At 71.2% G+C, this 21,650-nt stretch carries 23 protein-coding genes; 9 read left to right on the top strand and 14 right to left on the bottom strand.

The genetic code is table 11. The annotated features are described in order from the left end of the window. The first annotated feature begins 291 nt into the window (after nt 1-291). Both AC3A5R_RS19775 and AC3A5R_RS19780 read left to right on the top strand, forming a co-directional pair. Nucleotides 292-777, top strand: a complete 486-nt coding sequence (locus AC3A5R_RS19775) for a hypothetical protein (protein WP_487622486.1) — start codon at nt 292-294, stop codon at nt 775-777. Between the two features lie 122 nt (nt 778-899). Further along, nucleotides 900-1,415 carry a nitroreductase family protein gene (locus AC3A5R_RS19780; RefSeq protein ID WP_487622487.1) on the top strand — a complete coding sequence of 172 codons (516 nt, stop codon included), beginning with the start codon at nt 900-902 and terminating at the stop codon, nt 1,413-1,415. Nucleotides 1,416-1,453: 38 nt separating this feature from the next. Here the strand turns inward: AC3A5R_RS19780 and AC3A5R_RS19785 are convergent, their stop codons facing one another. Together AC3A5R_RS19785 and AC3A5R_RS19790 are read right to left on the bottom strand one after the other, a co-directional pair. Next, a complete protein-coding gene (locus tag AC3A5R_RS19785) occupies nt 1,454-1,654 on the bottom strand; it encodes a hypothetical protein (RefSeq protein WP_487622488.1) in 201 nt (66 codons plus the stop codon). Nucleotides 1,655-1,691: 37 nt separating this feature from the next. Further along, on the bottom strand, nt 1,692-3,215 hold the full coding sequence (locus AC3A5R_RS19790; protein WP_487622489.1) for an alkaline phosphatase family protein: 1,524 nt from the start codon (nt 3,213-3,215) through the stop codon (nt 1,692-1,694). A 205-nt stretch (nt 3,216-3,420) separates the two neighbouring features. Between AC3A5R_RS19790 and AC3A5R_RS19795 the strand changes: the two genes are divergently transcribed. The 6 genes from AC3A5R_RS19795 (at nt 3,421) to AC3A5R_RS19820 (ending at nt 7,804) form a co-directional block, all read left to right on the top strand. Further along, the gene (locus AC3A5R_RS19795; protein ID WP_487622490.1) at nt 3,421-4,074 is read left to right on the top strand and encodes a dihydrofolate reductase family protein; all 654 of its coding nucleotides are present in this window, start codon (nt 3,421-3,423) and stop codon (nt 4,072-4,074) included. Between the two features lie 51 nt (nt 4,075-4,125). After that, a complete protein-coding gene (locus AC3A5R_RS19800; RefSeq protein WP_487622491.1) occupies nt 4,126-4,275 on the top strand; it encodes a hypothetical protein in 150 nt (49 codons plus the stop codon). Beyond that, nucleotides 4,272-5,081, top strand: coding sequence for an LLM class flavin-dependent oxidoreductase (locus AC3A5R_RS19805; RefSeq protein WP_487622492.1), 810 nt, complete (start codon nt 4,272-4,274; stop codon nt 5,079-5,081). The genes AC3A5R_RS19800 and AC3A5R_RS19805 overlap by 4 nt, the downstream gene beginning before the upstream one ends. A 212-nt stretch (nt 5,082-5,293) precedes the next feature. After that, nucleotides 5,294-6,217 (top strand): patatin-like phospholipase family protein, encoded by a 924-nt coding sequence (locus AC3A5R_RS19810; RefSeq protein WP_487622493.1) that lies wholly within the window; start codon nt 5,294-5,296, stop codon nt 6,215-6,217. Between the two features lie 119 nt (nt 6,218-6,336). Then, entirely contained in the window at nt 6,337-6,780 is a 444-nt protein-coding gene (locus AC3A5R_RS19815) for a ferritin-like domain-containing protein (protein WP_487622494.1), read from the top strand. Between the two features lie 238 nt (nt 6,781-7,018). Beyond that, nucleotides 7,019-7,804: an Ltp family lipoprotein gene (locus tag AC3A5R_RS19820; RefSeq protein WP_487622495.1), complete on the top strand. Its 786-nt coding sequence runs from the start codon at nt 7,019-7,021 to the stop codon at nt 7,802-7,804. A 38-nt stretch (nt 7,805-7,842) separates the two neighbouring features. Here AC3A5R_RS19820 and bfr read toward each other — a convergent pair whose 3' ends face one another. Next, nucleotides 7,843-8,331, bottom strand: coding sequence for a bacterioferritin (gene bfr / locus AC3A5R_RS19825; protein ID WP_487622496.1), 489 nt, complete (start codon nt 8,329-8,331; stop codon nt 7,843-7,845). Further along, the gene (locus AC3A5R_RS19830; protein ID WP_487622497.1) at nt 8,318-8,575 is read right to left on the bottom strand and encodes a (2Fe-2S)-binding protein; all 258 of its coding nucleotides are present in this window, start codon (nt 8,573-8,575) and stop codon (nt 8,318-8,320) included. Before AC3A5R_RS19830 ends, bfr begins: the two co-directional genes overlap by 14 nt. Before the next feature lie 150 nt (nt 8,576-8,725). Between AC3A5R_RS19830 and AC3A5R_RS19835 the strand changes: the two genes are divergently transcribed. After that, on the top strand, nt 8,726-10,108 hold the full coding sequence (locus AC3A5R_RS19835) for a M1 family metallopeptidase (protein WP_487622498.1): 1,383 nt from the start codon (nt 8,726-8,728) through the stop codon (nt 10,106-10,108). A 55-nt stretch (nt 10,109-10,163) separates the two neighbouring features. Here the strand turns inward: AC3A5R_RS19835 and AC3A5R_RS19840 are convergent, their stop codons facing one another. From AC3A5R_RS19840 to AC3A5R_RS19885, 10 genes are read right to left on the bottom strand one after another with little or no spacing between them, the layout of a single operon-like run. Continuing rightward, entirely contained in the window at nt 10,164-11,168 is a 1,005-nt protein-coding gene (locus tag AC3A5R_RS19840) for a Gfo/Idh/MocA family protein (RefSeq protein ID WP_487622499.1), read from the bottom strand. 39 nt (nt 11,169-11,207) lie between these two features. After that, nucleotides 11,208-12,140, bottom strand: coding sequence for a TIM barrel protein (locus AC3A5R_RS19845; RefSeq protein ID WP_487622500.1), 933 nt, complete (start codon nt 12,138-12,140; stop codon nt 11,208-11,210). Nucleotides 12,141-12,186: 46 nt separating this feature from the next. Then, the gene (locus tag AC3A5R_RS19850; protein WP_487622501.1) at nt 12,187-13,200 is read right to left on the bottom strand and encodes a Gfo/Idh/MocA family protein; all 1,014 of its coding nucleotides are present in this window, start codon (nt 13,198-13,200) and stop codon (nt 12,187-12,189) included. A 21-nt stretch (nt 13,201-13,221) separates the two neighbouring features. Then, the gene (locus tag AC3A5R_RS19855) at nt 13,222-14,721 is read right to left on the bottom strand and encodes a CoA-acylating methylmalonate-semialdehyde dehydrogenase (RefSeq protein ID WP_487622502.1); all 1,500 of its coding nucleotides are present in this window, start codon (nt 14,719-14,721) and stop codon (nt 13,222-13,224) included. 60 nt (nt 14,722-14,781) lie between these two features. Beyond that, entirely contained in the window at nt 14,782-15,672 is an 891-nt protein-coding gene (locus tag AC3A5R_RS19860; protein WP_487622503.1) for a sugar phosphate isomerase/epimerase family protein, read from the bottom strand. Beyond that, on the bottom strand, nt 15,669-17,651 hold the full coding sequence (gene iolD, locus AC3A5R_RS19865) for a 3D-(3,5/4)-trihydroxycyclohexane-1,2-dione acylhydrolase (decyclizing) (RefSeq protein ID WP_487622504.1): 1,983 nt from the start codon (nt 17,649-17,651) through the stop codon (nt 15,669-15,671). Before iolD ends, AC3A5R_RS19860 begins: the two co-directional genes overlap by 4 nt. Then, entirely contained in the window at nt 17,648-18,577 is a 930-nt protein-coding gene (gene iolB, locus AC3A5R_RS19870) for a 5-deoxy-glucuronate isomerase (protein ID WP_487622505.1), read from the bottom strand. Before iolB ends, iolD begins: the two co-directional genes overlap by 4 nt. After that, on the bottom strand, nt 18,574-19,527 hold the full coding sequence (locus AC3A5R_RS19875; RefSeq protein WP_487622506.1) for a Cgl0159 family (beta/alpha)8-fold protein: 954 nt from the start codon (nt 19,525-19,527) through the stop codon (nt 18,574-18,576). Before AC3A5R_RS19875 ends, iolB begins: the two co-directional genes overlap by 4 nt. After that, nucleotides 19,524-20,552, bottom strand: coding sequence for a 5-dehydro-2-deoxygluconokinase (gene iolC, locus AC3A5R_RS19880; protein ID WP_487622507.1), 1,029 nt, complete (start codon nt 20,550-20,552; stop codon nt 19,524-19,526). The genes AC3A5R_RS19875 and iolC overlap by 4 nt, the downstream gene beginning before the upstream one ends. Further along, nucleotides 20,549-21,553, bottom strand: coding sequence for a Gfo/Idh/MocA family protein (locus tag AC3A5R_RS19885; RefSeq protein ID WP_487622508.1), 1,005 nt, complete (start codon nt 21,551-21,553; stop codon nt 20,549-20,551). Before AC3A5R_RS19885 ends, iolC begins: the two co-directional genes overlap by 4 nt. Nucleotides 21,554-21,650: the final 97 nt, after the last annotated feature.

Genomic DNA, 21,650 nt, shown 5'->3' on the forward strand with positions numbered 1-21,650 from the left:
CTGCAAGGATTTTCGTCGCGGAAGCCAGCGCAGGAGGGCCAGACGTCTCTGACCAGGCGCCAGCCACATCGCCTCGATTCGCCGAAACCCTCTTATCACCAAAGAAATTGCGCGAATTCGTCGGGGCAGTCTTTGTACGCATTGGTGCGTCATTCATCACTCATGCGCCCACCATCCAGACCTTGCGCTCAAATGTGGTGGACGCGCCGGGAAATCTTGACGCGCCTTCTTCCGGGCCCCGAACCTGAAGGGTCGGGGTTCTCCGACGGCTCACAAGAGGAGGAGATCGCAATGGACGAGCACGTGATGAATCGGCGTCGCGTTCTGGTGGGGGCCGGCGCCGCGAGCGCGGTGGCGATCGGGGGCGTGGCGAGCGCCTCCTCGGCTTCGGCCGGGGAGAACGGCGGTGGTTCCAGCCTCAACGGCAGCTGGATCGTCAGCCGCAAGGACGACCCGCCCGCCGACCAGACGAAGGTCTCGACCGTCCTCAGCTTCGCGGGTGGGAACGTCTTCATCAGCCACGACATCGCCGCGCCCGGTCCACCCTTCACCGGAACCTGGGCTCGTCGCAGCGGCGGCGGCTTCAAGGCGACGTTCTGGACGGGCCAGGCCGGCGGAGGTCCCAACATGCCGGCGGCGACCGTGCGCGTCCGTGCCTGGGGCAGCGTCCACCACGAGAGGATCAGCGGCAAGTACGACTTCGCGGTCTTCGATCCCTCCGGCACCAAGGTCGACTCGGGGACCGGCTCGTTCAGCGGCCGCCGCATCGACGCGTGAGACACCGACCCGGGGCCCGCTGACCGTGTGGTCGGCGGGCCCCGGCTTGACGAGGTCGGCAGGCGGGCGACCATCCGGGCCGGCCGCTGGCCACGCCGCACCGTAGGGCGCACGATGGACTGGTGGAGACGTGGGACGCCCTGCGGGCGCGACGAAATGTCCGACAGTTCACCGAGCAGGCGGTCCCCGACGAGGACCTCGACCGGATCCTCGACGCGGGCCGCCGCGCCCCGTCCGCCGGCAACTGGCAGCCGTGGGACTTCGTGATCGTCACCGACCGGGCACAGCTCATCGAGCTGTCGAAGGTCTGGCAGGGCGCCAGACACGTCGCCGGTGCGGCGGCCGCCATCGCGATCGTCGCTCCGGTGCCCAAGGACGACCGGCAGTCCGCCCTCCTCCAGTACGACCTCGGCCAGGCGACGTACGCGATGACGGTGGCCGCAGCCGACCTCGGTGTCGGGACCGGCCACGCCGCCGCGGCGGACCAGGACCAGGCCCGGGCCATCCTGGGCTTTCCCGAGGGACGCTTCCTCGCCTACCTGCTCTCCGTCGGCTACCCGTCGGACCGCCCACTGGCGGTCATCGAGCGGCTCGACCGGCGCCCGTTCGACGAGGTCGTGCACCGCGGACGCTGGTGACCCGAGCGACTCGTCGAGGCAGGGGCCACGCCTCCGGCCTACGGCCAGGGTGCCGTGAGGTAGGCGACCACCAGCACCAGCAGGGCGAGACCGGCCAGCACCGCCCCGACCTGCGCCTGGCGGCCGCGCCGTGCGGACACGTCCTCCCCCGACGGCCCCGGACCCGTCATCGAGCCCCACACGATGAGCCCGATGCCGAGCACGAGGATGACGCCGATGCCGACCCAGAAGTACGTCATCGCGTCACGCGTCGATCCTGTTGCACCTCAGCCTGGTTCAGCACTCGTCGCCGTTCGTCAGCCGCTGGGTGCCTTCCAGCCGGACCGCGTCGAGGAGGCTCTCCTTGAGCCCGAGGGCACGAAGGACGGTCGGCGCCACCTGGCGCAGGGAGACAGGGCAGCTGAGGGTCCGGCCACCCTTGCGACCGGGCTCGATGATGACCAACGGGACGTGGGTGTCCTCCGCGCTGCCGCTCCCGTGGTCGACCAGCTTCGCGTTCGGTGCCGCGTAGACGACCCCGTTCGCCGGCTGCACGACGATGTCGGGGATCCGGCCGGCGTTGCCCCCGAGCTGGCCCTCGAAGAGCTGCCCCACGGCGGCGCCGCTCGTGACGGTGCCGGCGCCGATCGTCGCGGCGTTCGCCTCGAGCACAGCGGCCGCGTCGGCTGCGCGGCTGCGGTCCTTGAGCCAGATGAGCGCCATCGTGTCCGCGGTCACCTGTGCGGTCAGCCCTGGCTGGACGCTGTTGACGAGCGGCGCGAAGCCGGCTGGGTCGACCCAGCGCAGCGTCGTGCGGTCGACCGGGCTGTTGGCGTGCTTCGCGGTCAGGATGACCATCGTGTCGTCGGTCAGGCCGTCGGCCTCGATCCGGCTCAGCATCCGGCCGACCGCGCCGTCGACGTAGTCGAGCGCCTGCGCCAGGCCGGGGGCGTTGCCGGTGAGCGGCCCCAGCGTCGTGACGGTCTGCGGCGTCGTGCCTGCAGCGTCGACGTAGCCGGAGAACTTCTGCCCGATGTTCGGCGACTGGAAGTTCATGCCGAAGATTGCCGGTACGCCGACGGCCGCTGCGCGGTCGTGGGTGTAGCCGTCGATCTGGTTGAGGACGGCGCCGACCTTGAGCTCGTCGTTCGCCATGATCTTGGCGATGTCGGACTTGGCCGCGTTGAACTCGGGGGCGTAGAAGTCGTCGATGCCCGTGCCGGAGGGACCGGCGAGGATCTCGTAGCTCGGGTGCTTGTCGGCGACCGCGGTGCGGAGCCCGGCCGCGTGCGCCACCTCGTAGATGGTGTTGACCTTGAGGAACTGGTGCGGGTAGACGACGCCGCAGCCGTGGTCGGGGTCGCGGGGCAGCTTGGCCGGGTTGATGTCGGCGACGCTGTCGCCCGCGTTCGGGTTGAGGTTGATCGTCTGGTTGTACGCGACGAGCGCTCCCCGGGTGCTGCAGTCCGAGCCGGCCGGCGACAGGTCGTTGTCCCAGGACACGTCGTAGTAGACGCCGGTGGACCGTGGTGAGCCACCGGTCGTCATCGCCAGGGTGGCAGGGAAGGAGTCGGACGGAGTCTGGGCCGAGGCGTTGGAGTACCGGCGTCCGCGAGCCAGCACCGAGGCCAGCGCGGACGCGGGATGCGCGGCGACGTAGTTCGTGAGGTCGGCGTCGTGGAACCCGTCGAGGCTGAGCAGCAGCACGTGCTCCACCTTCGGGTTCAGCTGCGTCGACGCCGAACCGGCCGGTGCGCAGACCACCGCTGCGGCGATCGGCGCCATGACCATCACAGGAACTCGCCACCAGACAGTGCTCACAACTCCCCCTTGCAGCTGCAGACTCCTCGACCTCACCACGCTACGCCGGGGCCACCCGGTTCGACCCCTTTTCACCGATTCGAGCGACCGCCCGGGGCGGTGAGTGGCGGAACGCCAAGGGCCGACTCCCGGCATCGGTTCCCCTAGGCTGCAAGGGCCCACCAGCCCGAGCGCGCAGTGCAGTCGACGACCCAGGAGGGCGCGGATGTCGCTCACACGGATCCACAACTTCTCCATCTCCCTCGACGGGTTCGGCACCGGCGAGCCGCAGAGCCTCGAGGCCCCGTTCGGCCATGCGGGGCAGCGCCTGCACCAGTGGATGATGGCCACCCGGTCCTGGGACGCGGGCGGCACCGCCGGCGTCGATAACGCCTTCGCCGAGCGCCACGACCACGGCTTCGGCGCCGAGATCATGGGCTCCAACAAGTTCGGCCCGCCCGGCTGGCAGGACGACCCGGACTGGACGGGCTGGTGGGGGCCGAACCCGCCGTTCCACACCCCGACCTTCGTCCTCACCCATCGCCCGCGGTCCTCGATCGAGATGGAGGGCGGCACGACGTTCCACTTCCTCGACGCCACTCCCGCCGAGGCGCTGGAGACGGCTCGTGAGGCGGCCGGCGGCAAGGACGTGCGGATCGGCGGCGGCGTCACCGTCGTGCGCGACTTCCTGCTCGCCGGGCTCGTCGACGAGATGCACCTCGTGCAGGTCCCGATCCTGCTCGGCCGCGGGGTCCGCCTGTGGGACGGCCTCGAGGCCCTCGACGACGACTACGACGTCGAGGCGGTCTCCTCCCCCACCGGCGTCACCCATCTCAGCTTCACGCGCAGGGGTGTCCGACCCGGGGCGGCCTCTTCGTAGCAGGAGTGAAGGCCCTCCCGCGTGGGGGCGAGACCTCTGGAAGGAACTGCCGTGTCCGAAGTGATCGCCATCATGTCCATGTCGCTCGACGGCTTCGTCGCCGGCCCCGACGGCGACGTGATGAAGGTGTTCGACTGGTACGTCAGCTCGGGCGTCGGCGTGACGCACCTGCGCTTCCCGGTGCTCGACGCCAAGCCATGACGCGACCTTTCCGGTTCGGCGTCGTCGCGCCGCTGCTCACCGACGTGCCCGCGTGGCGGGACCAGGTACGGCGCATCGCCGACAGCGGCTACTCGACGGTGCTCGTGCCCGACGTGCCTCAGTGGCAGCCGGCGCCGGCGCCCGCCCTCGCGATGGCGGCGGCGCAGACCGAGCTGCGCGTCGGCACGTGGGTCTCTGCCGCTCCGCTGCACCCGGTCTGGAGCCTTGCGTGGGAGGCTCATTCGATGACGGTGCTCACCGAGGGTCGCTTCGACCTGGGCATCGGCACCGGGCGTCCCGGGATCGAGGACGAGCTGCGCGACCTCGGCCTGCCCGTCACGTCGCCGAGACAGCGCCTGGGCCAGGTGCGCGACACCGTCGCGCGGCTGCGAGAGCTGGACGGCCCCGACGTCCGCACCCCCGTCGTCATGGCGGTCCGCGGGCCGCGCGCCCGCGCCCTCGCGGCCGAGGTCGCCGACATCGTGACCTTCGCGATGATGCCGGGTGACAGCCGGGTCGACGTCGAGCAGATGGCACGGGACCTGCGCGCCGTGCGGGATGTCGAGCTGGCGCTCCACGTGCCCGTCGTCGGCGATGAGATCGCCCCGTTCATGGCGTCCGCCCGGGACACCGACCCGGCAGCGATGCGGGCGGCGGACTCGTTGGCCGTCCTCCCGAGCGACCCGGCGGCCGCCGTCGACGAGCTCCACCGGCGGCGCGAGGAGGTGGGCTTCTCCTACGTCGTCGTCGGCGCCGGGTCGAGCGAGATGCTGGCCCCCGTGGTCGCGCAGCTGGCCGGACGGTAGCGGTGCGCGGCCGAGGACCCGCCCGGCAGGCCTCGATACCGGTGCGCCCGGGCGGCCCGGGCTGTTAGCGTTCAGGCGATCGTGAGACGTCGGCAGGAGGTGAGACCCATGTACGCAGTGTCCGCAGTGGGTGCTCCCCCGCAGTCCACGATCACGCGACCGAGGTAGTCGCCACCGGGAGCCCCGACAGCCATCCGCGAAAGGCGCCTCCCATGAACACCATCTCCTCCTCGACCCCACGCATCGACCCCGACACACGGGCTCTCGTCCTCGCCGGCGGCGGAGCGGCCGGCAACGCCTGGCAGCTCGGACTCATCGCCGGCCTCGCCGACGCCGGGGTCGACGTCACCGACGCCGACCTCGTCGTCGGCACCTCCGCCGGATCCACCGTGGCGGCCCAGGTCACCGGCGGTCCGACGCCGGGCGAGCTGTACGACGCCGTCCTCGCCGAGGTGCTCCCGCCCCGCCCCGGCTCCGGTGGACCCGGCACCGGCCAGCGACGTCGTCCGAAGATCTCCGGGCCGAGCTACCTCGAGTGGTCGGACGCGATCATCGCCTCCGCCCACGACGCACCCGACATGCGCCGCCGGATGGGCGCCGCGGCGCTCGAGCGGGACGCGTCGGACGGCTCCGACGCACGGCGCTGGCACGACATCGTCGCTTCCCGCTTGCCGGGCCGGCGGTGGCCGCTGCAGCGAGTGCTCATCACGGCCGTCGACGCCCGCACCGGCGAGCCGGTCGTCTTCGACCGGGAGAGCGGCATCGACCTCGTGGACGCCGTCGCCGCCAGCACCTCGGCGATGACGCCGTATCGCATCGGCGAGCACCGCTACCTCAACGGCGGGTACCGACGCAGCGAGAACGCAGACCTGGCAAGCGGATTCGGACGCGTGCTCGTCATGTCACCGTTCGGCGGCAGGACCCGGATGCCGCTCGAGTGGGGGATGGACCTCGCAACCCAGGTGGCCGAGCTGCGAGCCGGCGGCAGCCGTGTCGAGTGCGTCTTCCCCGACGCGGGCGCTGGGGAGGTCTTCGACGCGAACGCGCTCGACCCGGCCACGCGTCGGCCGGCCGCACGAGGTGGCTACGAGCAGGGCCGCGTCCTCGCGGAACGCCTCGCCGACCTGTGGCACTGACGCGAAGCCACCTGTACGGCGACGGCGGCGGTCGGGGCGGTTGACGCCTGGTGGGTGGTTGGGCCGCCAGCTCGACGGGTAGGGCTCGGGGGATCACGCAACCGAGCGAAGGAGTGAACATGTCGGACGACGCCAAGGCTGCCAAGGAGCTCGTCGAGACGCTGAAGGACGGCGAGCGCGGGTTCGCGCAGGCCGCCGAGAAGCTGCGCGGCGACGACCGCCCGGAGTGGGCGGCGACGCTGCAGCAGCTGTCCGAGGAGCGTGCCGGCTTCCGGCGCGAGATCGTCGGGATGGGCCACGCCTACGGCGAGGACGTCGACGAGAGCGGCTCGATCACGTCGGCCGTGCACCGTGGCTGGATCTCGCTCAAGGACGCGCTGACGGGGGACGACGCGGGCAGCGTGCTCGGTGCCGCCGTCACGGGTGAGAACCACGCGGTGTCGGAGTACGAGAAGGCCCTCGGGCAGGACCTCAGCGCGGGCTTCCGCGAGGTCGTGACGCGTCAGCACGCCGCGGTCGTCACCGCGCGCGACGCCGTCAAGGCGCTGCAGGTCGCCGACTGACCCGACACATGCGTCTCTGAAGACGACGCGCCAGCAGGCACCGGGCCGGTCGGCTCCCGAGGGAACCGACCGGCCCTGCGCGTCAGGAAACGACTCGGGCCCATCACCGCGTCATCGCTTCACGCGCTCCCGGGCGACGCGGGAACTTTGTTCACACGAAATCCACGAAACCCGGACATATCCGGCGAAGCATCGGACACTTCCCTAGCAGGCCAGAAAGCGTTAGGGGAGAACGACCATGAGCAACAACAGCCAGCAGTACCCGGCACCGGAAGGCTCGGGGCCGCCGGCTCCGGTCTGGGGACCGCCGCAGGGCGCACCGCAGCCGGTCGCCGGCCCGGACGGCCCCGGGAAGAAGATGGGCAAGGGCAAGAAGATCGGCCTGTGGACCGGTGGCGTCGTCGTGGCCCTGGCGATCTTCGGGTCGATGGGCAACGACCCCAAGACCTCACCCACGGCCGCGACCGACGTGGTCACAAGCACGACGAGCGAGTCCCCCACGCCTGCTGAACCCACGACCACGGCGGGTGACCAGGGGGCTGGGGCTGCGGACAAGGCCGCCGCCGACAAGGCCGCCGCCGACAAGGCCGCCGCCGACAAGGCCGCCGCCGACAAGGCCGCCGCCGACAAGGCCGCCGCAGCGAAGGCGGCTGCCGCCAAGGCCGCCGCAGCGAAGGCGGCTGCCGCCAAGGCCGCCGCAGCGAAGGCAGCCGCGGAGAAGGCGGCCAATGCCATGACCGTCTCGCAGGAGCAGGCGGTCAACCAGGCTGAGTCCTACCTCGAGATGACAGCCTTCTCCCGCAAGGGGCTGATCAAGCAGCTGGAATTCGAGGAGTACTCCAAGGCCGACGCGACGTACGCCGTGGACCACATCTCGGTCAACTGGAACGAGCAGGCAGCCAAGCAGGCCCGGTCCTACCTCGACATGACGTCGTTCTCGCACGGCGGACTGATGCGTCAGCTCACGTTCGAGGGCTTCACGACGTCCCAGGCGGCCTACGGGGTCAAGTCCGTCGGCCTCTGATCCATCGGGTTTAGGACGACCGAGGGCGGCCTCGGGGCTCAGGCCTCGGGGCCGCCCTCGCCCAGCTGCTGGGCGAGGTACTGCTGGACGCCGATCCGCTCGATCGCGTCGAGCTGGCTCTCGAACCAGTCGGCGTGCTTCTCCTCGTCGCGGACCATGTCCTCGAAGACCGCAGCGCTGCCGTGGTCGCCGAGCTCGTGGCACTCCTTGGCGCCGGCGTTGAACTGCGCCACCGCCGCCTTCTCGCTCTCGAAGGCGAGTTTGAGCATCTCGTGCGCGTCCTCGCCGATGCTGATGGCCCCGAGCTTCTGCACGTTGGGGTGGCCGTCGAAGAGCAGGATGCGGTTGATGAGGTCGTCGGCGTCGCGCATCTCGTCGATGGACAGGTCGTAGAAGACCTTGCCGAGCTTGGTGAACCCCCAGCTGTCGAGCATGCGCGCGTGGAGGAAGTACGTGTTGGTGACCGTCAGCTCGAAGGTCAGGGCGTCGTTGAGGAGCTCGACGACTCGGGGGTTAGCTGGCTTCACCTTCCACCACCTCCAGCGGCGTGGGCATCGGACCGGACACGAGGTCGCGCGTCGGGTCCGACAGCGACCGGGTGACTGAGGAGGCCTCATGCTCGCACAGGAGCCGCTTGAGGGAGAAGACGCAGGATCCGCAGTCGGTGCCCGCCCCGGTGGTGCGGCACGCCTGCCCGAGGCTGCGCGCGCCGGCGTCCCAGGCGTCGGTGACGTCGCGGTCGGTCACCACGGCGCAGTGGCAGACGATCACGGGTCCTCCGGTGGCGGGCCGGGTCGCAGGGGCGACGGCGTACTAAGGTCAGGCTTACCTAAGCAGATGAACCTGGGATTCCCAAGTCCGTCCCGCCCATCGGTCCTACGCTCGAATGGTCCACGATGACGACCCGGGGTGGTGGCGAGGATGCGCACACGACGCGAGGGTGCGCTGGCCGTGGCGTCGGCGCTGGCCCTCTTGAGCGCCGGACCGGCCGCAGCGGCGGGCTTCACGCCCGGCGCCCCAGGTGGAGGCGACCCGTACTTCCCCGACGCGGGCAACGGCGGCTACGACGTCTCCCACTACTCGCTGAGCCTCGGTTACGAGCCGGGTACGCGGCAGCTGACCGGCACGGCGGTCATCACGGCCATCGCGACCCAGGACCTCTCACGCTTCGACCTCGACCTGCGCGGCTTCACGATCTCCGCGCTGCAGGTCGACGGCGCTCCTGCCGGCTACGTGCGCTCGGGCGACCAGGAGCTCGTCATCACGCCCCGCCACGGACTGCGCGCCGGGGACACGTTCACGGTGCTCGTCGGCTACTCGGGTGAGCCGCACCCGGTGACCGACCCCGACGGGTCGACCGAGGGCTGGGTGCCGACCGACGACGGCGCCTTCGTCGTCGGAGAGCCGCAGGGCTCACCCGGCTGGTACCCAGTCAACGACGACCCCCGGGACAAGGCGACCTACGACATCTCGGTCACCGTCCCCGAAGGCCTCACGGCCATGTCCAACGGCGTGCTCGTCTCGAACGTGTCGTCCGCGGGGCGCACGACGTGGGCCTGGCGCGAGAGCGACCCGATGGCGCCCTACCTCGCCACGGCGACCCTCGGGCGTTTCGACCTCACGGTCTCCCAGGTCGGCACCATCCCCTCCTACGTCGCCGTCGACCCGACGCTCCCCTCCGGGAACGTCCTCCGGAAGCTGCCGGAGATCGTGCGGTTCTACGCGTCGATCTACGGGCCCTACCCGTTCGACGCGGTGGGCGCGATCGCGGACGACGCCCCGGAGGTGGGCTACTCGCTCGAGACGCAGACGAAGCCGGTCTTCGACCGGATGCCCGACGAGACGACACTCGCCCACGAGCTGTCCCACCAGTGGCTCGGCGACTCGGTCACCCTCGGCCGCTGGCAGGACATCTGGCTCCACGAGGGGTTCGCGACGTGGTCCGAGTGGATCTGGAGCGAGCACAACGGCCGGCGGAGCGCCCAGGGCTACTTCGACCAGCTCTACAACACGCCCGCCTCGAAGACGTCGTTCTGGACGCCACCCCCGGGCGACCCCGGCGGTCCGGCCCGGCTCTTCGACGGGACGGTCTACGCCCGAGGCGCGATGACGGTGCAGGCCCTGCGCCAGAAGGTCGGGGACGACGCGTTCTTCCGGATCATGCGGGCGTGGCTCGCGGACAACCGCTACGGCAACGTCACGACCGCCCAGTTCATCGCGCTCGCAGAGCGCATCTCGGGGACCGACCTGACCCACTTCTTCCACGTCTGGCTCTTCCAGCCGGAGAAACCCACGTCGTGGTGAACGTGCCTCGGGACCCGGCCGGACGGGCCGACCGGGCCTCGAGAGGACCTGGGGATCAGGCGTAGAAGTCCGGCTTGGCGATCATCTCGACCGTGACGACGCCGTCGTCGGTCAACGCCTTGACGCCGGCGTCGCAGACGCACGCCGCGGCGTAGCCGTCCCACGACGTCGAACCGGTGTGCTCGCCCGCAGCGACGGCGTTGATCCACTCCTGCACCTCGGTGACGAACGCGCCCCAGAACCGGTCGTTGTGGTCGCGGGTGATCGCGTTGCGGTGGCCCGAGGTGTCACGTACCTCGACGGCGTTCTGGTCGGCCAGCGTCACGGTGCCCTTCTCGGCGACGGCCTCGCAGCGGATGTCGTAGCCGAACTGGCAGTTGACGAAGATCTCGTCGTCGACGCGGACGCCCGACTCGGTCTCGAGCACGAGCACGAGCGGGTCCTGGAGGTGCTCGAACCGCAGTGACGTCTTCTTCGGCTTGTCGACGCGGGCCGACACGAACTCCTCGCCGAGCAGCCAGCGCATCGTGTCGATCTCGTGGATCGCGGTGTCGTTGATCGCCATGTCCCACGTGTAGTGCTCGGGCACCGTCGGGTTGCGGTGCGCGCAGTGCACCATGAGCGTCTCGCCGAGCTCTCCCGAGTCGAGCAGCTCCTTCATCTGGCGGTAGCTGCGGTCGAACCGGCGCATGAACCCGACCGTGACGAGGCGTCGGCCGCCGGCCTGCTCGGCCTCCATGATGCGCAGGGCGGCGTCGGCGGTCGGCGTCAGCGGCTTCTCGCAGAACACCGGCTTGCCGGCGGCGATCGCGGCGAGCACGTCGACCTCGTGGGCCGGCCCGTAGCTGCAGATCATCACGGCGTCGACCTCGTCGGCGGCGACGAGCTCGGCCGAGGACGCGTAGGCGGTGCCGCCGACGCGGTCGGCGACCTCCTTGGCGCGCACCTCGTCGACGTCGCTGACGGCGACGACGCGGCCGCCGGCGATGACGGTGTGGATGCGGTCGATGTGGGCCTGGCCCATGCCCCCGGGGCCGATCATCCCGATGCGGACGGTCATGTCATGACTCCTTCGTCACTGTGAGGAGAGCCCGCGGGCTCAGAGCAGGCCGAGGCCGATGGAGGCCAGGTACTCGCGGGTCTGGATGGCGTTGGGCAGCGGGTACGACGGGTCGCACGGGTACATGTCCTGCTCGCACACGACGTAGAGCTCCTTGTCGAGGTCGGCGAGGGCCTCGATGAGCGAGGGCATGTCTGGGGCACCGGCCGGCGGCCGCACCGAGCAGCCCTTGGCGACGGCGAGGCCGAACGGCCAGTCCTCGTCGTGGGCCTGCTTGACGAGGTCCTCGTCCATCGCCTTGATGTGGACGTAGGAGATGCGCTCGGGGTACTTGCGGCACAGCTCCATCGGGTCGCCGCCGCCGTAGACGATGTGCCCGGTGTCGAGGCAGAAGCCGACGTACTCGGGGTCGGTGGCCTGGAAGATCCGGTCGATGTCGGCCGGGGTCTCGATGTGGCTGTCGCCGTGCGGGTGCAGCACCATCTGGAGGCCGTAGTCCTCCTTCATGATCCGCCCGAGCCGGTCGGCATTGGCGATGTAGGTGTTCCACGCCTCGGTCGACAGCACCCGGTCGTCCGTGTAGTCCCACGTCTTCTCGTCGCGGAACATCGGGGGCAGGTGCACGACGTACTCCGCGCCGACGGCGGCGTGGGTCTCGGCGATCTCACGGAAGGTCTTCTCCGTGTCGGCCCAGGCCTCGGGCTTGTGGAGGATGCCCCAGCCGGTGCCGGCCACCACCTGGAAGCCGCGCTGGTCCATCTCCTCCTGGAGGCGCTTCGGATCCTTGGGGAAGTAGCCGAACGGCCCGGTCTCCATGACCGAGAAGCCGGCCTCGGCCATCTCGTCGAGCGCTGTCTCCCAACGGATCTGCTTGTCGTCCTCGGGGAACCAGACGCCCCACTGGTCGGGACACACGCCGATCGTCAGCTTGCTGTAGCGCTCGTCGGTGTTGCGGGCCCTGGACTCGGCCATGGTGCTTCCTCTCGCTTCCTCGGGTTGCGGCTTCGTCGCCGTCGGGTCACCCGGTGGTCTGGTGGTGGGCGGTGAGCCGCCCGGCTGCGACGGCGCGCGCTGCTGCCGCCGCCTCGTGATGGAGCCCGTCGTGGGCGATGCGCGGCTCGTCGTACCGCAGCTCGCGGCCGTCGTGCGCGCGCAGGGTGAACCCGCCCGGCTGGTAGAACGGCCCGTCGATCCGGAGCGTCGCGGCCGAGCCGACGACCGTCGCGGTGGTCGGGGTGTCACCGAGGATCGTCGCGAACAGCGAGGCGAGCCCGCCGGACGCCGACCGTGCCGACACGGCGATCTGCCCCTCGACGCCGTCCGGGCTCAGCGACGCCGGGGCCGGCGTCACGACCTCGGTGACCTCCTCGAGGTCGCCGAGCACCCACCGCGCGAACCACAGCGGGTAGGTGAGCAGGTCGTACCGCGGCCCGCCGAAGAGGTCGGCGCGCATGATGCGGTGCTCCGGCCCGAAGTGCTCACCGAGGTCGGCCTGCACCGAGTGGATGGTGCCGAGCGCGCCGTCGTCGAGCAGCTGGCGGACGACGTCGAACTTCGGCAGGTACGCCGACCACAGCGCCTCCATGAGGAACAGCCCGCGCGTCGATGCCAGGCCCTCGAGCTCGGCGACCTCGGCCGCCGACAGGCCCATCGGCTTCTCGACGACGGTCGCCTTGCCCGCCTCGAGCGCGAGCCGCGCGTGCGGCAGGTGCAGGTGGTGCGGCGTCGCGACGTAGACGACGTCGACGTCGGGGTCGGCGACGAGCGCCTCGTAGGAGCCGTACGTCACCGGGCGCTCGGGGCTCCCGGCACCCCCGACGCCAGGGTTACGGGCGACGAAGGCGTCGGCGAACGCGTCGGCGCCCTGACGCGTCCGCGATCCGACGGCGAGCACGCGCTGGCGCGTGTGCCGGGCCATCGCGTCGCAGAACCGTTGCGCGATCCAGCCCGTCCCGAGGACGCCCCACCGCAGTGGCGGGGCGTCCATCGGGTCGGGCGTGCGCGGCGCGGGCAGCGCCGTGGGGAACGTCATCGGTCCGTGTTTCCTTGCTGCTCAGTCGTTCTGGGGGAAGCCGAGGTTGAGGCCGCCGTGGCTCGGGTCGAGCCAGCGCGACGTCACGACCTTGCCGCGGGTGAAGAAGTGGACGCCCTCGATGCCGTGCGCGTGCGTGTCGCCGAACAGCGAGCTCTTCCAGCCGCCGAAGGAGTAGTACGACACCGGCACCGGGATCGGCACGTTGACACCGACCATGCCGACCTCGACATTGCGCTGGAACTTCCGCGCGGCGCCGCCGTCGTTGGTGAAGATCGCCGTGCCGTTGCCGTACGGGTTGCTGTTGATGAGCTCGAGGCCCTCGTCGTAGGAGTGGACGCGCACCACCGACAGCACCGGGCCGAAGATCTCGTCGTCGTACACCGACATCCCCGGCTTGACGTTGTCGAAGAGCGTCGGGGCGAGGAAGTAGCCCTCGCCGTCGGAGTCGAAGTCGCTCTCACGACCGTCGACGACGAGCGTCGCGCCGTCGGCCACACCGGAGTCGAGGTAGCCGGCGACCTTGTCGCGGTGCTGCTTCGTGACGAGTGGGCCCATGTCGCAGCCGCGCGTGCCGTCGCCGGTGACGAGCTTGCCCATGCGGTCCTTGATCTTGCTGATCAGCTCGTCGGCGATCGGCTCGACGGCCACGAGGGCGCTGATCGCCATGCAGCGCTCGCCCGCCGAGCCGAAGCCGGCGTTGACCGCCGCGTCGGCTGCGAGGTCGAGGTCGGCGTCGGGCAGCACCAGCATGTGGTTCTTCGCGCCGCCGAGGGCCTGCACGCGCTTGCCGTGCGCGGTGCCCGTCTCGTACACGTACTTCGCGATGGGGGTCGAGCCGACGAACGACACCGACTTGACGTCAGGGTGGGTCAGCAGCGCGTCGACGGCCTCCTTGTCGCCGTTGACGACCTGCATGATGCCGTCGGGCAGGCCGGCCTCCTTCCACAGGGCGGCGATCGCCAGGGCGGCCGACGGGTCCTTCTCCGACGGCTTGAGCACGACGGCGTTGCCGCACGCGATGGCGATCGGGATGAACCACAGCGGCACCATGGCCGGGAAGTTGAACGGCGAGATGACCGCGACGACACCGACGGCCTGGCGGATCGAGTAGACGTCGACGTTGGTCGAGGCGTTCTCGCTGAAGCCGCCCTTGAGCAGGTGCGGGATGCCGCAGGCGAACTCGGCGACCTCGAGGCCGCGCGTCACCTCGCCGACGGCGTCGGACAGCACCTTGCCGTGCTCGGCGGTGATGAGGGCCCCGATCTCGTCCTTGCGGGCGTTGAGCAGCTCGCGGAAGGCGAAGAGCACCTGGGCGCGCTTGGCGAGCGATGCGTCGGCCCACTCCTCCCAGGCGGCCTTGGCGCTCTTGACGGCGTCGTCGACGAGGGCCGCCGACGCGAGGTCGAGGACGCCCGTCTGCTCGCCGGTGGCCGGGTTGAACACCGGCGACGTGCGCTCGGCGGTGCCGGCCCACGGCCGGCCGTCGATGAGGTGGGTGATGCGGGTCGGGGTGCTCATGGTGCTTGTCCTTCGGTGGAACGGGCTGCGCAGCAGCGGAACTCGGGAAAGGGGTTCGGCTCAGCGGCCGTACGGGGAGACGAGGGTGGGCGGGGTGGACCACTTGTCGAGGTAGGAGCGGATCGTGTCGCGCATGTACTCGCTCGACTCCCGGGCGCGGTCCTCCCAGGCGAAGACGCAGGAGGTGACGATGCCGTCGAAGCCGATGCGCTCGAGGCCGCGGAAGAACTCGTCGAAGTCGACCTCGCCCTGGCCGATGTCGAGGTGCTGGTGCACGGTGACCTGCGAGCCGGGCGGGTTGACGATGTAGCGCAGCCCGGACGACGCGGTGTGGTCGTAGGCGTCGGCGACGTGGACCATCGTCAGCAGGTCGCCGGCCCTGTCCATGATCGCGTCGCAGTCGTTGCCCTGGTGGAACGTGTGTGGCGCGCAGTAGAGGAAGGAGACGTTCGGGCTGTTGATCCCCCGGACGATGTCGACGGCGCGCTTGCCGTCCTCCTCCCAGTCGTCCGGGTGCGGCTCGAGGACGAGGCGGATGCCCTCCTTCTCGAACTCGGGCAGCAGCTCCTCCAGGGAGCGCCAGAACATCCGCTCGCACGTCGCCGCCTCGCGAGGGTTGCCGTTGAGCTCGGAGTTCATCGTGTCGACGCCGAGGAGCGAGGCGATCCGGATGGCGCGCTTCCAGTAGCGCACCGCCGCCTGACGGTCCTCCTCGTCGGGCCCGGACCACCGGAAGAGCGGCAGCACCGAGGAGACCCCGACCCCGGCCGAGCGCAGCGCCGTGCGGAACGTCGCCACACCGGCGTCGTCGACGCGGGGGTGGTTGAAGAACGGGATGAAGTCGTCGCGGGGCGACAGCTCGATCCACTCGTAGCCGAGATCGGCCACGACAGAGGGCAGCTCGAGCAGCGGTGTCGTGCGGAACATGTACGGGTCGAGGGCGAGCTTCATGACGCGGACTCCGGTGTCGTGGTCGAGGGGCTGGAGGCGGGGGCGACGAGGGGCCGCTGGGTGGCCTTGTGCTCCTCGTACTCGCGGAAGGCGTGCTGCGTGCTGGCGAGGTCGCTGACCTGCGAGACCGGCACGTCCCACCAGGAGTCGCTGTCGGGGGCGTAGACGGTCGGGTCGGTCTCGACGTGGATGACGACCGGGCCACCGTCGGAGGGCCACGCCTTGGCCTCCTTGAGCGCCTGGTGCAGCTCGTCGCGCGAGTGCACCTCGATGACGTGCGCACCGAGCGACCGCGCGTTGGCGGCGAGGTCGACGGGCAGGACGTCGCCGTCGAGGCGGCCCGAGGACGCGCCGCGGTACCGGTACTTCGTGCCGAACCGCTGCGACCCGAGCGACTCCGAGAGGGACCCGATCGAGTGGAAGCCGTGGTTCTGCACGAGCACGACGACGACCTTGACCCGCTCCTGCACCGCCGTGACGAGCTCGGTCGGCATCATGAGGTACCCACCGTCACCGACCATCGCGAACACGTCCCGCGACTCGTCGGCGAGGCGGATGCCGATCGACGCCGGCACCTCGTAGCCCATGCAGGAGTAGCCGTACTCGACGTGGTAGGCCTTGCGGTCGCGCACCCGCCACAGCTTGTGGATGTCGCCGGGCATCGAGCCGGCCGCGCAGAGCACGACGTCGCGGGGGTCGGTCAGCTCGTTGACGGCACCGAGCACCTCGCCCTGCGTGAGCAGGCCTGCGGCGAGCCGGTCGGTGACCTCGGCGGGCGGGTTGAAGGCCGCCTCGACCGACGCGTCCCACGCGCTCCACAGGTCGGCCTGGCGCGAGCGGTACGCGTCGTCGACGGACCAGCCCTCGAGTGCGGCCGTCAGCGCGGTCAACGCCTCGCGGGCGTCGGCCACGACCGACAGGCCGGAGTGCTTTCCGGCGTCGAACCTCGCGACATTGACGTTGACGAAGCGGACACCGTTGTCCTGGAAGGCGGTTCGCGAGGCCGTTGTGAAGTCGCTCCACCGGGTGCCGATGCCGATGACGACGTCGGCCTCGGCGGCGAGGGCGTTCGCCGCCGTGGTGCCGGTCGAGCCGACAGCGCCCATCTCCTGCGGGTGGCCGTGCGGCAGCGATCCCTTGCCGGCCTGCGACTCGCCGACGGGGATGCCCGTCGCCTCGCAGAACGCCCGCAGCGCCGCCTCGGCACCGGAGTAGTGCACGCCGCCGCCGGCCACGACCAGCGGACGCTTCGCCGAGCGGATCACCGCAGCTGCGTCAGCGACGTCGACGGCCTCGGGCAGCGGCCGGGCCACGCGCCACACCCGCGGCGCGAAAAGCTCGACGGGCCAGTCGTGCGCCTCGGCCTGCACGTCCTGCGGCAGTGCGATCGTCACGGCGCCGGTGTCGACCGGGTCGGTGAGCACCCTCATCGCACCGAGCAGGGCCGACGGCAGCTGCTCCAGCCGGCTGACCCGGTCGAAGAACCGCGAGAGCGGGCGGAAGGCGTCGTTGACCGTCACGTCGGCGGCGTACGGCAGCTCGAGCTCCTGGAGCACCGGCGCGCTGACCCGCGTCGCGAACGTGCCGGAGGGCAGGAGCAGGACGGGGATCCGGTTGATCGTCGCGAGTGCCGCGCCCGTCAGCATGTTCGTCGAGCCGGGCCCGACCGACGCCGTGCACGCCCAGGTCTGGAGGCGGTCCTTCTGCCGGGCGTAGGCCACCGAGGTGTGCACCATCGCCTGCTCGTTGCGGGCCAGGACGTACGGGAGGTGCTCCTCGCCGTCGGCCAGCTCGTTCTGCAGCAACGCCTGGCCGAGCCCGGCGACGTTGCCGTGGCCGAAGATGCCGAAGCAGCCGGCGAAGAGCTTCTGCCGTTCGCCGTCGCGCTCGCTCCACTGGTTCGCGAGGAACCGCACGAGGGCCTGCGCCACCGTGAGGCGCACGGTCGAACCGGCGTCGGGCTGGGCGTCACGCGTCATCGGGTGCCTCCAAGCGGGAGTCGGGGGTCGACCTGCTGGGTCGACCACGTGTCACGGACCCAGCCGTGTGCCGGGTCGTCGCAGATGAGCCAGGCCCGTTCCTGCCCGGGGCCGGCCATGACGTTGAGGTAGTAGAGGTCGTAGCCGGGCGGGGCCATCGCCGGCCCGTGCCAGCCATGTGGCACGAGCACGACGTCGCCGCTGCGCACCTCGGCCAGGACGTCGATCGGTCGTTCGTCGGTGCCGTAGACCCGCTGGTAGCCAACGGGATCCGCGCCGTTCGCGGCAGCAGCCCCGCCCTCGTGCTGCACCTCGAAGTAGTAGATCTCCTCGAGCTGCGTCTCGACGCCCGGCCGCTCCTCGTCGTGCTTGTGGGGCGGGTAGGAGCTCCAGTTGCCGGCGGGCGTCACCACCTCGCAGGCGATGATCGAGTCGGCGTCGAGGACGCCGGGGGTGCCGAAGTTGCGCACCTCGCGGCTCGCCACCCCGGCGCCCCGCAGCTCGACCGGCACGTCTGCGGCGGCCACGTGGCGGAACGGCGGCGTGTGCCGAACCGCCGCGCGGGCGCCGCAGACCGCCACCCGGGCCGGGCCCTCGTGCGCCGTCACCGTCACGGCGGTGTCGCGCGCCGCGTACGCGACGTCGGTCGCACCCGAGAAGACCGACGCGCGTCCGGCGAGCACGACGTCGCCGACGACGCCGTCGGACGGGTCCGCGGCGACCGCGAGCACCTCGACCGAGCCGGACAGGGGCACGACGACGTGCTCCCACTCCTCAGCGTGCACGGTGCGGGACTCTCCCGCATCGAGGGCGACGACGCGCAGGCTCGTGTGTGCCCAGCCGTCGAGGCCGTCGTCGATGACGACGTCCCACCCGTCGGCCGACGCCGACCCGAGCGGACGCGTCCAGCGCGCGGTGTCGCTCACGCCGGGCCCCCCTCGCTGTCGAGACCGGCCCCGTGGACCAGCTCGGCGGCGATGTCGACCGCCGCCCCGACGTCGCCGTCGGGCGGGTAGAGCAGTGCACGCCCGACGACGAGGCCGCGCACCGCGGGCAGGTCGAGCGCCCGGCCCCACGAGGCGTACGTGTCGTGGGGGTCGCCCTGCGGGTCGCCGCCGAGGAGCAGCGTCGGCAGCGTCGTCGCGTCCATCACGCGGTCGAGCTCGTCGACGACGGGCAGCTTGAGCCACGTGTAGGCGCTCGAGGCGCCGAGGCCCTGGGCGATGTGGATCGACGTGATCGTCGAGTCGGGATCGAGCTGGTTGACGACGCGGCCGCCCTCGCGGGTGGACAGGAACGGCTCGACCATCGCCATGAGGCGGCGCTGCGCGAGCGCGGTGACGGCGTCGGCACTGGCCTCCAGCGTCGCGACGGTGCCGGGGTCGTCCAGGCAGATGCGCGTCAACATCTTGCCGCCGTCGAGACCACGGTCGTCGATCTCGGCCGCGGAGTACGCCGTGAACCGGTCGTCGAGCTCGAAGCTCGCGCCCTGCAGACCGCCGCGGTTCATCGACCCGATCGCGAGCTTGTCGTCGAGGGCACCGAGCAGCAGGAGGTCGTCGAGGATGTCGGGCGTGCCGAGCACGCCGTCGACGCCGGGCCGGCCGAGGGCCGTGACGAGCCGTTCGAGCAGGTCGCTCCGGCTCGCCATCGCCGCGCCCGCACCGCGCACGCCGAGGGCACCCCGGGCCGGGTGGTCGGCTGCGACGACGAGGAGGCGTCCGTCGTCACCGACGAGTGGGCGCCGGCGGCGCGAGGCCCAGGCGTCGGCGATGCTCTGCGGCTCGCGGACGCGGATCTCGGTCAGCTCGGACACCGCGACGCGTCCGGCGGGCCCGCGGGTCGACGGGCTGGTGGGGCCGGTCGTGGTGGTCATCGTGCCTCCTCGGCAACAGGTTCGGCGACGGGTGTGGACGACCGGGACGAGCCGAGCCGCTCGTCGACCTCTGTGGTCGTGGGCATGGCGGTGGAGCACTCGAGCTTGCCGGCGACGATGGCGCCCGCGACGTTCGCGAACTCGAGGATGCGGCGCAGGTCCCACCCCGACAGCAGTCCGTGGCACAGCGCCCCGCCGAACGCGTCGCCGGCGCCGAGGCCGTTGACGACGTCGACCGGGAACGGCCGCACCTCGACGCGCTCGTCACGCGTCGCCGCGAGGACGCCCTTGGGGCCCTGCTTGACGACCGCCAGCTCGACGCCGCGCTCGAGCAGGGCGTCCGCGGCGCGCTGCGGCTCGGTCTCGCCGACCGCCACCTCGCACTCCTCGCGGTTGCCGACGGCGACGGTGACGTGCTCGAGGGCGGCGCCGACCTGGGCGCCGGCCTCGGCGGGGCTGCCCCAGAACATCGGCCGATAGTCGAGGTCGAGGACCGTGTGCCGCGCCCGGCCCCGAGCGGCCCACGCGGCGAAGTGCGCCGCGCGGCTCGGCTCCTGGCTCAGCCCCGTGACCGTCGACCAGTAGAGGCCCGCCGAGCGGATCGCGTCGAGCGGCAGCTCGTCGGCCTCGATGAGCAGGTCGGGCGCGATCGGGTAGCGGTAGAAGTAGAGGGGGAAGTCGTCGGGCGGGAAGACCTCGCAGAAGGTCACCGGTGTCGGCGGCCCGTCGACGGCGGTGACGAACCGGTCGTCCACACCGAAGTCGCGCAGCGCCTCGTGCACGTACCGGCCGAACGCGTCCTTGCCGACGCGGGTCAGCAGGGCGACGCGTCGACCGTGCCGCGCGGCGGCGACGGAGACGTTCGTCGCGCTGCCACCGAGGAACTTCTCGAAGGTGCGGACCTTCTCGAGGCCGACGCCGTGCTGCAGCGGATAGATGTCGACGCCGGTGCGGCCGATGGCGACGACGTCGTAGGGCTCGGCCGTCGTCGGGGCGCCACCCTCGTGGGTGGGGAGCGTGCTCACAGCGTCTCGACCTCCTCGAGCCGCACGACGCGTCCCTCGTGACGCGACAGCTCGCACGCCTCGGCGACCCGGAAGGCGGCAAGGGCGTCGTCGACGGTGCACGGCGAGGGGCGCACGCCACGCGCGACCGCGGCGAAAGCGGTGAGCTCGGCGCGGTAGGCCGGCAGGAAGCGCTCCATGAACGACCAGTGCCGCGGCCCGCTCGGGTAGGTGGCCCCCGGCTCGGCGGACGTGACGGCGAGCGAGTCGTCGTACCCGACGCCGAGCGTGCCCTCGCTGCCGAGAACCTCCATGCGTACATCGTGACCCCCGCCGTTGTACCGGGTGGCCGTCACCGACACCAGCGTGTCGTCGTCGAGGGTCAGGATCGCGGCAGCGGTGTCGACGTCGCCGGCCTCGCTGAAGAAGTCGGCGCCCTTGTTCGCGCCCGTCGCGTAGACCGAGACGACCTCGCGGCCGGTGACGAACCGGATGATGTCGAAGTCGTGGATCGAGCAGTCGCGGAACAGGCCCCCGCTCGTCGGGATGTAGGCCGCGTGCGGCGGCGCCTGGTCGTGGGTCATCGCGCGCACCGAGTGGAGGAAGCCGAGCTCGCCGGCCGCTACGGCCTCCTGCGCCCGCTGGTAGCCGCAGTCGAAGCGACGCTGGAAACCGACGTGGACCGGCACGTCCGAGCCGCGCACGAGCTTGGCCAGCTCCATCGTCTCGGCGAGCGTCGAGGCCACCGGCTTCTCGCAGAAGGTCGGCACGCCGGCCTCGAGGCCGAGCCGCAGCAGGGGCGCATGCCCCGGCGTCGCCGTCGCGATCACGAAGCCGTCGACGCCGTCGGCGAGCAGCTGCTCGGGCGAGGGCGAGAAGCCGACCCCGAGGCGCTCGGCGACCGCGCGGGCCGCGTCCGGCAGGGCGTCGGTGACGACGACCTCGTCGACGTCGCGCAGGTCGCGCAACGTCTCAGCGTGGAAGGCCCCGATCCGGCCGACGCCGGCAAGTCCGATTCGCACAACACACTCCCTTGGGTGGTACCGCTCGTTCGGGTTCGATCGTCCTCGTCGGCGTCGAGCCATGTCAAGCAAATGTAAGAACATTCTGATGTTTGGT

Source organism: Intrasporangium sp. Soil_C_50, assembly GCF_057656595.1.

Coding starts and splice junctions, on each gene's coding strand:
- AC3A5R_RS19850 (WP_487622501.1), bottom strand. CDS start 13,200: ATGACGTTCCCCACGGCGCTGCCCGCGCCGCGCACGCCCGACCCGATG.
- AC3A5R_RS19810 (WP_487622493.1), top strand. CDS start 5,294: ATGAACACCATCTCCTCCTCGACCCCACGCATCGACCCCGACACACGG.
- AC3A5R_RS19860 (WP_487622503.1), bottom strand. CDS start 15,672: ATGAAGCTCGCCCTCGACCCGTACATGTTCCGCACGACACCGCTGCTC.
- AC3A5R_RS19840 (WP_487622499.1), bottom strand. CDS start 11,168: ATGACCGTCCGCATCGGGATGATCGGCCCCGGGGGCATGGGCCAGGCC.
- AC3A5R_RS19795 (WP_487622490.1), top strand. CDS start 3,421: ATGTCGCTCACACGGATCCACAACTTCTCCATCTCCCTCGACGGGTTC.
- AC3A5R_RS19835 (WP_487622498.1), top strand. CDS start 8,726: ATGCGCACACGACGCGAGGGTGCGCTGGCCGTGGCGTCGGCGCTGGCC.
- AC3A5R_RS19815 (WP_487622494.1), top strand. CDS start 6,337: ATGTCGGACGACGCCAAGGCTGCCAAGGAGCTCGTCGAGACGCTGAAG.
- AC3A5R_RS19845 (WP_487622500.1), bottom strand. CDS start 12,140: ATGGCCGAGTCCAGGGCCCGCAACACCGACGAGCGCTACAGCAAGCTG.
- AC3A5R_RS19875 (WP_487622506.1), bottom strand. CDS start 19,527: ATGACCACCACGACCGGCCCCACCAGCCCGTCGACCCGCGGGCCCGCC.
- AC3A5R_RS19805 (WP_487622492.1), top strand. CDS start 4,272: ATGACGCGACCTTTCCGGTTCGGCGTCGTCGCGCCGCTGCTCACCGAC.
- AC3A5R_RS19855 (WP_487622502.1), bottom strand. CDS start 14,721: ATGAGCACCCCGACCCGCATCACCCACCTCATCGACGGCCGGCCGTGG.
- AC3A5R_RS19820 (WP_487622495.1), top strand. CDS start 7,019: ATGAGCAACAACAGCCAGCAGTACCCGGCACCGGAAGGCTCGGGGCCG.
- AC3A5R_RS19775 (WP_487622486.1), top strand. CDS start 292: ATGGACGAGCACGTGATGAATCGGCGTCGCGTTCTGGTGGGGGCCGGC.
- iolD (WP_487622504.1), bottom strand. CDS start 17,651: ATGACGCGTGACGCCCAGCCCGACGCCGGTTCGACCGTGCGCCTCACG.
- AC3A5R_RS19785 (WP_487622488.1), bottom strand. CDS start 1,654: ATGACGTACTTCTGGGTCGGCATCGGCGTCATCCTCGTGCTCGGCATC.